This window comes from Blastomonas sp. RAC04, from assembly GCF_001713435.1.
Classification (GTDB): Bacteria; Pseudomonadota; Alphaproteobacteria; order Sphingomonadales; family Sphingomonadaceae; genus Blastomonas; species Blastomonas fulva.
Window position 1 is genome coordinate 810,850 of sequence record NZ_CP016460.1, and the last position, 12,456, is coordinate 823,305.

A 12,456-nucleotide genomic window follows, 5' to 3' on the forward strand; every position below is an offset into this window, starting at 1 on the left:
CGGGTCGATCAATCCGCCGTCAGCAATTGATCGACCGCTGCTATCTCGGACTTCAGCCACATCGTCTCGGACAGGTTGCGTGATCCGCTTGCGTCCAGCAGCGCCGTGAGCGCCTGCTTCTTGACGCCGAGCGATTCACGATGCGCTGGCTCGACATCCAGCGCGATATCCAGAAGATGGATCGCTTCCAGCGGTCGCCCTGCAATAACATGAACGCTTGCCTGATGCGCGAGAGCTGAAGGACCGCCGGCCAGCATCACCAGATCGTTGTTCACCGCCGAACGCGGCACATGATACAGCTCCGTGGTGCCATCCTCGTAATGGAACCAGCCTGAATATTCTTCCCAGATGGTCTTGACTGACCAGCTCACCTTGCCGTGGAATTCTCCGATGGTCAGGTTCTCGGGCAGTTTCACATCGCGCATCAGCTCGTGAACCGTGCGGCCCGCATTCATCCCGTCGAGCGTATAGTCGCGGATATAGGTGATGGCGCCGATCATCCTGTCGATATCGGCACGAATTTTTCTAGCGCCTCGGATCGGCTCGCCATGCCCGGTGATGATGATCTCGGCATCGAGCGCCTTCAGCTTTTCAAGGCTCTTCAACGTGTTCCACACCAGCCGTGGCTTGTCCCCCCGCAGCGTGCAGAAAAACGGCATCGACAGCCATACCGGACCCACCAGGTTACCGGTGAACGCAATCCTTTCGTCCGGCAGCCATACGATCAGGTTGTCGACCGTTTCGCCCTCGGGCGCGTGGATCAGTTCGAACCTGCGGCCGCCCTGGTCAAAGGCATGGTGCCGGTCGACCATCAGGTCGGGGACCACGTCGGGTGCGGGTTTGGGAGTGCCGCCGCGCTTGAGCGTGCTGCCCCACAGCTTGCGGCTGCGCGGCCCGAAGAACGGCTGCAGCCGCTTCATGTCGCCCCATGCCTCGGTGAAACCCGGCCCGCCGATGACGACAGTCTCCGCCTCGCGGAAATCGGGCACGCCGCCGAAATGATCGGCATGGCTCTGGGTCAGGATGATGTGCCGCAGCGGCCCGCTGCGTTTCGGGGACATCAGGCTCAGGTTGCGCTCGGCATTGTCCATGAAGCCTGTGTTTACCATCACGTCGCCGTCGGCGGTGTTGACCAGATACAGGTTAGAGATGTCGTTTACCTGCCAGACGAAGTCGGTGACCGGGATCGCCTCTGCCTGGCTGTCGCCAGCCCGTACCAGGCCTGCGAGTGCTGGCTTTGCATCGTCCTTCATGGCGCGCTGTCTCCGAACTCGATCATCACCTTGGCCGACTGCGGCGTGGCGGCGATCTCCAGCCCTTCCATGATCCGCTCGAACGGCAGATGGTGGCTGATGATCGAGCGGATCTGCTGTTTCAGCCGCGGCATGGCGTCCACCACATCGGGAAACTCGGTAGGATAGCCTACTGCGCTGGTAATCGTCATCTCGCTGGTCAGCATCGGGCCTGCGGGAAGCTCAATCGGCTTCATATAGGCCGCCGTGATCACATGCCGGGCATGCTTCTTAGCCATCGACACCACCTGAGATAGGATCGCAGGGCCTCCCGCCGCGTCGATATATGCGTCGGTGGAAGCACGTTCACGACCGAAGTACATTTCGCGCCCGTGGAGTTCCTTGATCCGCTCGACGGCATCCTCGCGTGCAGGGTTGATGGTCCTTGCCCCCAGTCTGCGTGCGCGCTCCAGCCTTTCTTCTGCCAGATCGAGCGCGATGACGTCGCAGCCCCGGTCGACCGCCCACATCACCATGCCAAGCCCGATCGGCCCGCAGCCAAAGATGACGAGCCTTGTGCCTGCCTGCGCTTCGGCGCGATTGACCCCGTGCAGGGCCACGGCTAGCGGCTCGCACATCGCGGCGATGTCATAGGGAATGCCCGCAGGGATCGGCAGGATGGAATCACCAAGCCGTGCCTCGCGAACCAGCAACTCCTCCGTAAACGCGCCCTCCGGTCCGCCGCTGCCAATGAAGCTGGGCGTGTTCATGGGATTGACGATAACCGGCTGACCCAGCGCAATATCATTGACCGCGCTGCCGACGAACATCACTTCGCCTGCACCTTCATGTCCCAACGCGGTCGTGCCATCGGCGTTCTGGCTCATCCCGCCAACCTTGATGTAGCTCAGGTCGCTGCCGCAGATCCCGCACGCCTTCATCTTGATGACCACATCGTTCGGACCGGGCTCGGGCCGTTGGTATTCATCCACACGAACATCGTTAACGGCGTGAATTGTGAGCAGGCGTCCCATCGGTCTGTCCTTATCCCCGGATCATGTAGCCGCCGTCGACCTTGATGGTCTCACCGGAAATGAAAGATGATGCATCCGAACACAGGAAAGCGCCGATGCCTTCGAAATCGGCGACAGCGCCCGTCCGTTTCATCGGGGTGATCGGCGCATAATGGCCGTTGAGATACTGCACGGCAGGGCCATCGGCAGGCCCCATCATCGGGGTGATGATCAGGCCCGGCGCGACGACGTTGGCGCGGATGCCAAATGCGCCCAGTTCGGCTGCTAGACACCGGATCACGGCGGCAACAGCGCTTTTGGATGCGGCATATTCGGCCTTGCCCGCCAGCCCCTGGAACATCGAAAGGCTGCCGCATGCCACCAGGCTTCCGCCCGGCTCGCCCGCTTCTGCCCGCGCCTTCATGTGCCGTGCGCCTTCGCGCAAAGTGAAGAATGCGCCATCGAGCGCGGTCTTCTGAAAATCGTGCCAGTGGTCGGTCGGCATGTCGAAGATCGAATTGTAGCGCGGCGATGCCCCCGAATTGGCAAACACGCAGTCGATCCGCTCGAAATCGGCCATTAACTGGTCGTAGCCAGCAAGGATCGCCTCTTCCGACGAGACATCGACGATGTAGGTTTCCACCCGCCGGGCGCCTGCATCCAGCAACACCTGCCTGGCCGCGGCATTCTTCTCGGCGTTGCGTGCCCAGATCGCCACGTCTCCGCCCATCCGTGCGATGCCGGTCGCAAACCCCAGGCCGATACCGCCATTGCCGCCGGTCACCAGCGTCACCTTTCCGGTGCAATCAAACAGGCCGTTGCCCATATCCCGTCTCCTCTTTTCGCAGGCGACCATGGCCGAGCGGTGGCTGCCTTTCCAGCCCGGACCCAATCGCTTTGGCGATCAATGGGCAGGTGGGGAGGACAGTCCCGATCCGGGCCTGCTAGATGGACAGGCTTACCCATGAAAGGCAGTGCCCATGATCACCGGCCATCACTATCAGAATGCCTATATCTGCGACGATATCGACGCCGCGATCGCCGCTTTCCGGCAGCGGGCGGACATCGGCGATGTGCGTCCCTTCGATGTCGAGCAGATGCTGTGGACGCCTGCGGGCATGAAGCGGGTGGCATCGCGGCTGGCGTTCATCTGGATCGGCGATCTGCAATATGAGCTGATCCAGGTGGTGGCCGATGACAGCGGGATCTATGCCAATTTTGCCAGCAATGGCGGTCTGTTCCATTTCCACCATGTCTGCATGCGCGTGCCGGAATGGGAGCCGTTCCGCGCGGCGGTGGCGCTGCAGGACCTGCCCGTTGTGCTGGAACGCGCCAATGAAGGCGATCAACTGAAGTTTCTCTACCTCGATGGACGCAGCTTCTGCGGGCATTATCTGGAATATTGCTGGATGACTGATGAGATGTGGGCTCGGCTTGGTGGTCCGGCGTGACCGATCTGGCGCAGCGTTATGGTCCTTGGGCAGTTATTGCCGGGGGGTCAGAGGGGGTCGGCGCGGCGTTCGCGCATCAGCTTGCCGATGCGGGATTCAATCTGCTGTTGATTGCGCGCAATGCCGCCACGCTGGCGGGAGTCTCTGCCGAGATAACAGCCGCCCACACCGTGCACGTGAGGACCGCAGTGATCGACCTTGCAGCGGACGACATGGCCGACAAGGTGGCCGCCTCGACCTCCGACATTGATGTTGGTCTGCTGGTCTACAATGCTGGTGCCGCCTCGGGCCCGCAACTGGTCATCGACCAGAGCCCGGACGAGATCATGCGGCTGATTCGCCTCAACACCATTGGGCAGACTCTGCTGGCCAGGCATTTTGGGCAGTCGATGGCCGCGCGGGGCAGGGGCGGCATCATCCTGCTGGGGTCGATGGGCGCCAATGCTGGCTGCATGCAGCTCGCGGTGTACAGCGCGGTGAAGGCCTATACGCTGACCTTTGCCGAAGGGCTTTGGGCAGAGTTGCACCCGTTGGGGATCGATGTGGCCGCGCTGATGATCGGGCGGACCCGCACACCCGCGCTTGAGCGGTCCGAATATGGCCAGGACAGCGGCATTCCTGCGGCCGAGCCAGACGATATCGCGCGATTTGCGCTTGCGAATCTGGGCGCCGGACCGGTGCTCGTCCCGCCGGAACTGGAGGCGGCTTTTCTGGCATTGCGGGCCATGCCCCGCCGCCAGGCAGTGGAAACGATGACGCGGGCGCTTGCCCCGCAAACACGGCGGTAGCGCCCGGCCAACAGGGAGAACACTAGATGCTGAGCGTTGCGCGTTACGGAACCCGCGATCTGGCGCGGGCCACAGAATTCTATGATGTCATTGCGGCGCTGCTCGGCGCGCGGCGAGTGATGGAGCGTGATGAGCTTGTCGCCTATAAAGGGGCAGACGGCGGCATGTTCCTGATCGGTCTTCCATTCGCGGGCGAAGCCAGCGTGGGCAACGGGTCGCAGGTCGGCTTTTCGGCACCCAGCAGAGACATCGTCGATGCGGTCCATGCCGAAGCGATTGCGCTGGGAGGTACCTGTGAAGGCACTCCTGGAGTGCGCGGGCCCGATGGTCCCAATGGCTTTTATGCTGCCTATTTCCGCGATCGGGATGGCAACAAGATCATGGTGATGCGGGTCGGCCCCTGAAAGGGCAACAGGGTCTCGCTGGTCGTGCGGGCATCCGTCAGGCGTCTGCAGGTGCGCGCAAAATCGGAAGTCGCTGGCGATTGATCGCGTGCTTCGCTTCATCGGGACCCTGCACCTCGACCGCCAGCGCGACATGAGCATAGCTCAGCGTCAGCAGCATCAAGGTGCGCTGCCGCTCGTCGTGCTCGGCGAGCGGGGTTGCATCGAGCAGGGCAAGCGCGGACGCCAGAAGCGGCGTCATCACCTCATAGAATTCTTGCCGCGCCTGCGCGCCGTGTACCGTGCGCAGCCGGTCGCGTTCGGCTGCCGTCGTCCCGGCCCATTCGGCAACGAAGCGTTCGAGCGCTGCAAATCCCGCAGGCAGCATCATGCGATCTGCTCCGCCTGATAGGCAACCACGGCAGCTTCGACCATGTTGAACAGGTGACGACACAACGCCTCCTGCGTTTGAAAATGGATGTGCTCCAACGCTCCGCTGGAAAGCCCCCTTTGGCCCGCCTCGATCACCGCGACATCTTCGCAGTGCACATCGCGGGCGGTGCCCATGATCGCCTCGCGCCCAAATCGCTCGCTGGCATTGGCGTCATCGCCCACCCAATAGAGCCGGATCACGCCGCGCGACTGGGTGGCGGTGACGGGATAGACCACGTGGACGAAGTTCTGCAGCGGTGTCCCGAGCATGAAGAAGCTGGGGAAAAGCGCAAAATATGTGCGGTGGTGCGGCGTTGTCAGCAGCCCCTGCTCCATGGCGCGCGGGACCAGCCGCGCAAAGGCGTCGGCCAGCATCGGTGCAGGCCTGGGATTGGGGTTGGTCCAGATCGTCTGGGTGCGGTGCGGATCGTGGAAGGCGTATTCCTTGGGGTAGCCGAACGGGTTTTCTGCAGAGAACGCGCTCTGGCCGCTGCGCGGGTGGATGAAGCGCAGGTGGTAGTTCTCCTGAAAGTTGTCGTAGGTCAGCTTCCAGTTGGCGGCGATGTCATAGCTGTACTCGCTGAACGTCGTCGCTCTTGCCACCGGCAGAGTTTCCATCTGATCGGCAAGCTCGCCGAGCCATTCCCGCAAGTCTTGCGGTTGTGCGGCAAAGTTGACGAAGATCATCCCTGCGCAAACGTCTAGCGCGACCTGCTTGAGCGCGCAGTCCCTTTTGTCGAGACCGAAGCTATCAAAGTCGGGTGCCGAGAGCAGGGCTCCGTCGCCTCCGAAGGTCCACATATGGTAAGGGCATGAAAAGGTTGCGCGCTTGCCTTGGACTTCCTCCACCAGCTGGGTTCCCCGGTGGGTGCACACGTTGTGGAAGGCGCGGAGCGTGCCGTCCTTGCCGCGGACGACTAACAGTGATGCGCCGAGTACTTCGAGTTCCCGCCTGACGAAGCTTCCTACATCGGGCAGTTCGCAGACATGGCCGATCTGCAGCCAGCTGCGCCTGAACACAGCTTCCCGCTCGAGTTCGAACCAGGCCGGGTCATAATAGGGCTTGGCCGGAATGGGGCGTGTTCCAAGGAATGCCACAGACTCGCTTGGAATCGGAACGAAGCCGGCTGGCTCGGTGGTCATGGTGATCTCACCCCAATATCCTACCAGAGGCAGGTCTCAGTGGCTCTTCGGACACAACAAGCCCGGAAGCGGCTCCCGTTTCGGGGCGACCTCCGGGCTTTGTGTATTGTGTGGGCTATGACTCAGGCCGCCGAGGACATCGGCAGCACCGATGCGCTAAGTTGTGACTGCTCATCACAGCGTGCGAGCGCCTGGGTCAGTAACCTGTGCAGCGTCTCGGGGTCGATCTGATGCGACGGCTCGTAGACGAAGCCGATAGCGATTGGACGGTTGGGCGCCTGGTTGGGGAGAAGTACCGCGCAGGTATCGGCAATCGATCCGAACCCTGCCATCCCGCAGGCATAGCCGGCAGCGCGTACCTGTTCGACCTTGGCCGACATCTCGGGGAACGAGAATTTCCGGTCTTCGCTTGCTTCGGCGTTGAGGCGGCGGATGGTGCCATCGCGGCGGGGCTGCATGATCGTGGAGAGGAGCAGGAGGCCTGCAGCGCTGTCCGTCATGCGCTCCTGCATGCCGCTGCCAAAGCCCTGGCTGCGCGCCGTGGCGAGCGTGGAGTTGCCACCGCGCCAGCTGAAGATCTGCACATTAAGGCCGACCATGCCGAACACCGCAATGGCAAGGCCTGTCTGTGCCACCAGCCGATCGACCATGGCCATCAGCTGGCCGTCGCGGATGTATTCGGGCTGTGCGACCGAGCCCAGCAGGGCTGCACGCGGCGTCGGTGAGTAGGAGCGGCTGACCGGATCCTTATACAGCAGACCCAGGTTTACAAGGCTTGAGAGCAGTTCGGAGGTGCTGGACTGCGGCCGATTGTAGCGCCGGACGATGTCCATCACGGTTGCCTCGGTGTGATTATCATCAAAAAAATCAAGAACTTCGATGACGCGGTTGGCAATTTTTGCCTTGTTTGACTCTGTCGAGCGCATTGTTTTCTCCTCTCACTAATGAACACAGTTGTTGGCTAACGCTGAGGGCGAGTCAACATAAAAGTGAGAAGGTGTAGTTTTTTAGTTCCGTTGTGCGACCAAGTCCTTGAAAATCTGCCGGATGACGGGGCGGTCGATTTTCATTGAAGGGTTGCGCGGAAGGCAGTCTGCGATATGCCATGCCACCGGCACATGCGTTGCCGGCAACAGATTGCGCAGATGTGCCTCCATCGATTCGACCGTTGGGGGCGAGGTTCCAGGTGACGGAACCACCATAGCGGCGGGCGCCTGGCCCAGCCGAGGATCAGGCAGGTCGACCACGGCCGCTTCGGTAATCGCAGGGTGGCGTAGCAGGGCATTCTCGATCACGTCGGGGAGGATTTTGAATCCGCCGCGCATGATCGCGCTGTCCGACCGGCCCTGGAGGAAAAGGAACCCGTCTTCGTCGATCCGCCCCAGGTCGGACGTCTGGATCCAGCCTGACCCGATGCGGGGCGATATCACTTCGACCCGGCCTCCGCTATTGGGCCCGAGCACCGCCCCGCTCTCCGGATCGACGATGCGAATCTGAGCCCCCGGCAGCGGCAGGCCGACGCTGCCCAATTTCCTGCGTCCCCATTTTGCGTGGAGCGGCAGCGACCAGGTACAAACCGGGCCACCAAACTCCGTCGCTCCGTAAGATAACAGGACCGGGATGCCATAGCGATCCTCGAACGCACGCTGCAAGTCCGGCGAAAGGGGTGCCGCGCCGACCCCCATGGCCTTGATCGATGCAAGGTCCGCAACCGGAATGTCGGCGTCCAGCAACGCCCGCATGCTCGCCGGAGGAATGCCGCTGTGGGCAGGGCGATGGCGCACAACATATTGGTGCCAGGCATCGATGCTGAACCGGTCGAGCAGACATGCCCGCTGCCCGCGAACCAGCGTCGGCACGGTCGAATAGATGCCGGAGATATTGCCGAGCGGAAAATAGAGCAGATAGGGTGGCAAGTCCGCCGCGCTCTTTTGCGCTTCTGCAGTGAGCGCCTGTGCCCCGATCAGGCTTTCGGCAATCATCTGGTGCCGGATCGGAAACTGCTTGGGCGGACCGGTGGTGCCGCTGGTCAGAATTTCGAGCAATGGCGCTTCTGGCCCGGTGCGCTGGGCGGCAATACCCAGTGCGCGCGCTGCCCCTTCGATCGGGCCAATGGCGTCGTGGTCCAGCACGATACCGGCAATGCCCTCTGTTGCCAGGATCGTGCCGATTGGCGCGGCCAGATCAACCTCGTCAAGGATTGCGACCGCCGGTTCCAGCTTTGCGATCTGCTGGGCGATGACAGCCGCTGACTGGAACGGATAGATCATCCTTACAGTCCGCTTGGCTGCCAGCAGACCTAGCAGTGTGGCAATCGACGACGGCCGATTGCGCGGCACAAAGGCTACAGGCGCGTTCGGACCGACACCACTCGCTTCAATCTGCTGTTCGACCGATGATGCCATGTAAGCCAGTTCGCCCCAACTGGTCCAACGCCCCTCGAACTCGATGGCGGGTCGGTCGCAATCGCGCGCCAGTGCCTGCCGGACCATGTCGGCCAGCAAAGGCACGGTGTCAGGCAATGGCGCCGGCGTTCTTCAGCGCTTCAATCCGGTCCCATTCCATGCCCAACTCCATCAGGACCAGTTCGGTGTGTTCGGATGCCTGCGGTGCGCGGGTCGTGACCAAGGGTTCGTGGTTGAACTGCACCGGGCCTCGCACCAGCCGAAGCGGCGCGCCGCCGTCTGCGCCTTCCACCTCGATGATCATGTCGTTTGCGACGGCCTGTTCGTCGGTCGTGAGGTCGATCAGGCTCTGCACCGGAGCCCACTGGCCCCGCATCGTCTTGAGGCGCTGTCGCCAATAGGCAAAGGGCTGCGCTGCAAAGGCGCCCGCCAGAATGCCGCTCGCGGCTGCGGCGTTTTCGATCAGACTTGGTACATCCTTGAAGCGCGGATCGTCCGCTGCATCGGGCCTGCCGATATGCTCGAAAGTATCACGGATCAGTCCGGTCGGGCTGACAATGCATAGGTTGATCGTGCCCCCATCGGATGTCCAATAATTGCCCATGAACGGGTTTTTGGCGCCGCCACCCGAATGCGGCATGGCATTGCGGGTGAGGATGCCCGTTTCCATGCCCTGTGCAATGACTGCGCCTGATGCCCACCATGCGGTAGACAGCAGCGATACGTCGAGTTCCACCGCCTCCCCGGTCTTTTCGCGGTGGTAGAGTGCTGAAGATATACCGCCTGCAATGAACATGCCGCCGATCGAATCGCCGAAAGCGGGGATGCCCTGGCCCAAAGGTCCGGGCATTTCTTCGGGCGTCATCGCATGGGCAATTCCGCTGCGTGCCCAGAAGCACGTGCCGTCGAAACCGCCGACCTCGCGCTCGGGTCCCTTGTCTCCCAGCGCGCTGCCGCGGGCATAGATGATGTCGGGATTGATAGCCCGGATATGTTCGACATCGAATTTGTTCTTCTGTCGGACCTGCGGCAGATAGTTGGTGAGGAATACGTCGGCAGTCTTGGCGAGCTCGTACAGCACCTGTTGCCCCTCGGGCGTCGAAACATCGATCCCCACGCTGCGTTTGCCCCGGTTGGGATGCTCGACGAGCGTGTGGCGCAAGGGGTCCAGCGTGACGCCCCCCATATTGAGGAATCCGCGTTGGGTGTCGCCGCGAACCGGATGCTCCACCTTGATAACATCCGCACCCCAATCGGCCAGAATGCCGCCTGCTGCCGGTACGAACGTGAATTGCGCGACTTCCAGAACGCGAACGCCCTGCATTACCTTGGTCATCGGATACCCCTTTGGCATTCTTCTAAGCCCGGCAGGGACGTGAGAAAACCGGCTGCCGAAAACCATCGCGGCGACGATAGGGTTGAGCGGTGTTGACGCTTGCAGTGGCGGCCGCCGCTGGCAATGGTGGGGGGCGTTTAGGGAAAGGCTGCTTCATGAAAATCGACACCACGCTTTCGGCCATTGTGACCGGCGGAGCCTCCGGCCTTGGCCTCGCCACGGTAAGGGCGCTACGCGAGGCTGGCGCAAAGGTCTCCATTTTCGACCTCAACGAGGAGGCGGGCCAGGCGATCGCAACGGACCTGGGCGCGGTGTTCTGCAAGGTCGACATCATGTCTGAAGATAGCGTGCTGGCCGGGTTCGAGGCGGCCCGCGCTGCCAATGGCCAGGAACGGGCCCTTGTGCATTGCGCGATGGTCGCCGGTGGCGGCAAGACTGTGAGCTGGGACAAGGAAAATAGCCGCTACAAGCGCGCGCCTACCGATGGGTTTGAACGCGGGATGCTCGGGATCGCGGTGGCCAGCTATCGCACGGCGTCGATTGCCGCACTTGGCATGGCGGGGGCAGACCCGGTCAACGACGATGGAGAACGGGGCACGATTATCCTTACCTCAAGCTGCGCAGCGCAGGATGGCCAGATCGGACAGGTGACGTATGGATCGGGCAAGGGTGCCGTCAACGCCATGGTGCTGCCAATGGCGCGCGATCTGATGGACGTCGGCATCCGGGTCAACGCTATCATGCCCGGCACATTTGCCACCCCGCCGATGCTCATGGTCAAAGAACGGGCTCCGGCCATTTTTGCAGCCCTCGAATCATCGGTGCCGTTCCCCAAACGTCTGGGTGAGCCGCACGAATTCGGCAGTCTGGCGATGGAGCTGATCCGCAATACCTATTTCAACGGCCAGTGCATCCGGCTTGATGGCGGCATTCGCATGCCGCCGCGCTAGCCCGGGTTCATATCCGTTCGATGATGATGGCGGGGGCCATTCCGCCGGCAGCGCACATCGTGATCAACCCGTAACGGCCACCGGTGCGTTCCAGCTCGTCCAGCGCCGTGCCGATCAGGATGGCACCGGTCGCGCCGATCGGGTGGCCCAGCGCAATCGATCCGCCATTGGGGTTCACCTTCGAACGATCGAGATCGAGGTCGCGGATGAACTTCTCGACGACGACGGCGAAGGCCTCGTTGACTTCCCACACGTCGATGTCGTTGCTGCTCAGCCCGGCTTTTTCCAGAACCTTGCGGGCCGCGGGCACAGGCGCGTTTAGCATCAGGGTTGGGCAATCGCCCACGTTGGCGGTGGCAACGATACGCGCGCGCGGCTTCAGCCCGCTCTTTTGAACATAGGATCCGGAGGCCAGCAGGATCGCAGCGGCGCCATCGACCACGCCCGAGGACGTACCGACATGGTGCGCCGGCACAATCTCAAGGTCTGGATACTTGCTGTTGATCAGCTGGCGAAACGTGGGACCGTCCTTGGCCGAAGGCATGTCGGCGATCATCGCGAACGCGGGTTTCATCGCGGCCAACCCTTCCGCGCTGGTGTCGGGCCGGGGATATTCCTCGCGGTCGAGGATGACGCTGCCGTCGTCGGCAATGACCGGCACAGTCGATTTGGCGAAGCGGTCCTCGGCCATCGCGACAGCGGCGCGACGCTGGCTCTCAACGCCAAAGGCTTCCAGATCGGCGCGGCCGATGCCCTCCATCGATGCGATCGCATCGGCGCAGACCCCCTGGTTCGACTGGGGGTGCTTTGCCTGCAGCCTGGCGTTGCCGGTGCCGATCCCTCCGGCAGATAGCCCGGCTTCGCGCATCTTCATGCCGAAATCCGTAACCTGGCTCATCATCTCCGTGCCGCCTGCAATGACAAGGTCTTCCATGCCGGACATCACCTGCGCGGCGGCCAGGCTGGTGGCGGTGATGCCGGATCCGCAGAACCGGTCGAGCGTGACCCCGCTGGCCCGGACGTCATATCCCGCGTCCAGCGCTGCCATGCGGCCCATGTTGCCACCCTGAAGGCCCGCCTGCGCCGAGCAGCCCCAGATGATGTCATCGACATCGGCGGTGTTGAGGGTGTTGCGATCCTTCAATGCCTTCAGCACCGTTGCCGCCACGTGCTGCGGATGCAGGGTCGAAAGCGCGCCCTTGCCCAGCTTGCCGATGCTGCGTGGGGTACGGACGGCGTCGATGATATAGGCTTCTGCCATGGCTGGCCTCCTGGTCGAATAGAGTTCTTTGCAGTGTTGCAAAGGCTATCGCACGGTCTTGG

13 protein-coding genes are annotated in these 12,456 nt (G+C 62.4%); 4 read left to right on the plus strand and 9 right to left on the minus strand.

The window, feature by feature from the left end:
• Positions 1 to 8: 8 nt before the first annotated feature.
• From BSY18_RS04925 to BSY18_RS04935, 3 genes are read right to left on the minus strand one after another with little or no spacing between them, the layout of a single operon-like run.
• Positions 9 to 1,253 carry an MBL fold metallo-hydrolase gene (locus BSY18_RS04925; protein ID WP_069049859.1) on the minus strand — a complete coding sequence of 415 codons (1,245 nt, stop codon included), beginning with the start codon at positions 1,251 to 1,253 and terminating at the stop codon, positions 9 to 11.
• Positions 1,250 to 2,266 (minus strand): zinc-dependent alcohol dehydrogenase, encoded by a 1,017-nt coding sequence (locus BSY18_RS04930; protein ID WP_069049860.1) that lies wholly within the window; start codon positions 2,264 to 2,266, stop codon positions 1,250 to 1,252. Before BSY18_RS04930 ends, BSY18_RS04925 begins: the two co-directional genes overlap by 4 nt.
• 10 nt (positions 2,267 to 2,276) lie before the next feature.
• Complete coding sequence (locus BSY18_RS04935; protein ID WP_069049861.1) at positions 2,277 to 3,071, minus strand: SDR family NAD(P)-dependent oxidoreductase; 795 nt, start codon at positions 3,069 to 3,071, stop codon at positions 2,277 to 2,279.
• A gap of 154 nt (positions 3,072 to 3,225) precedes the next feature.
• Here BSY18_RS04935 and BSY18_RS04940 point away from each other — a divergent pair, with 154 nt between their 5' ends.
• From BSY18_RS04940 to BSY18_RS04950, 3 genes are read left to right on the plus strand one after another with little or no spacing between them, the layout of a single operon-like run.
• The gene (locus tag BSY18_RS04940; RefSeq protein ID WP_069049862.1) at positions 3,226 to 3,696 is read left to right on the plus strand and encodes a VOC family protein; all 471 of its coding nucleotides are present in this window, start codon (positions 3,226 to 3,228) and stop codon (positions 3,694 to 3,696) included.
• Entirely contained in the window at positions 3,693 to 4,484 is a 792-nt protein-coding gene (locus BSY18_RS04945) for an SDR family NAD(P)-dependent oxidoreductase (protein ID WP_069049863.1), read from the plus strand. Before BSY18_RS04940 ends, BSY18_RS04945 begins: the two co-directional genes overlap by 4 nt.
• Positions 4,485 to 4,510: 26 nt before the next feature.
• A complete protein-coding gene (locus BSY18_RS04950; protein ID WP_069049864.1) occupies positions 4,511 to 4,888 on the plus strand; it encodes a VOC family protein in 378 nt (125 codons plus the stop codon).
• Between the two features lie 37 nt (positions 4,889 to 4,925).
• Here BSY18_RS04950 and BSY18_RS04955 read toward each other — a convergent pair whose 3' ends face one another.
• The 5 genes from BSY18_RS04955 to BSY18_RS04975 all read right to left on the minus strand — a co-directional run bounded on the left by BSY18_RS04955 (position 4,926) and on the right by BSY18_RS04975 (position 10,183).
• Positions 4,926 to 5,258, minus strand: a complete 333-nt coding sequence (locus tag BSY18_RS04955) for a hypothetical protein (protein WP_069049865.1) — start codon at positions 5,256 to 5,258, stop codon at positions 4,926 to 4,928.
• A complete protein-coding gene (locus BSY18_RS04960; protein WP_069049866.1) occupies positions 5,255 to 6,442 on the minus strand; it encodes an aromatic ring-hydroxylating oxygenase subunit alpha in 1,188 nt (395 codons plus the stop codon). Before BSY18_RS04960 ends, BSY18_RS04955 begins: the two co-directional genes overlap by 4 nt.
• 122 nt (positions 6,443 to 6,564) lie before the next feature.
• On the minus strand, positions 6,565 to 7,368 hold the full coding sequence (locus BSY18_RS04965) for a helix-turn-helix domain-containing protein (RefSeq protein WP_069049867.1): 804 nt from the start codon (positions 7,366 to 7,368) through the stop codon (positions 6,565 to 6,567).
• Between the two features lie 81 nt (positions 7,369 to 7,449).
• A complete protein-coding gene (locus BSY18_RS04970; protein WP_236823451.1) occupies positions 7,450 to 8,964 on the minus strand; it encodes a class I adenylate-forming enzyme family protein in 1,515 nt (504 codons plus the stop codon).
• Positions 8,957 to 10,183, minus strand: coding sequence for a CaiB/BaiF CoA transferase family protein (locus tag BSY18_RS04975; protein ID WP_069049868.1), 1,227 nt, complete (start codon positions 10,181 to 10,183; stop codon positions 8,957 to 8,959). The genes BSY18_RS04970 and BSY18_RS04975 overlap by 8 nt, the downstream gene beginning before the upstream one ends.
• Positions 10,184 to 10,338: 155 nt before the next feature.
• On the opposite strand from BSY18_RS04975, the gene BSY18_RS04980 reads away from it, so the two are divergent.
• Positions 10,339 to 11,133 (plus strand): SDR family oxidoreductase, encoded by a 795-nt coding sequence (locus BSY18_RS04980; protein WP_069049869.1) that lies wholly within the window; start codon positions 10,339 to 10,341, stop codon positions 11,131 to 11,133.
• Between the two features lie 7 nt (positions 11,134 to 11,140).
• On the opposite strand, the gene BSY18_RS04985 is transcribed toward BSY18_RS04980, so the two are convergent.
• Positions 11,141 to 12,394 carry an acetyl-CoA C-acetyltransferase gene (locus BSY18_RS04985; RefSeq protein ID WP_069049870.1) on the minus strand — a complete coding sequence of 418 codons (1,254 nt, stop codon included), beginning with the start codon at positions 12,392 to 12,394 and terminating at the stop codon, positions 11,141 to 11,143.
• Positions 12,395 to 12,456: the final 62 nt, after the last annotated feature.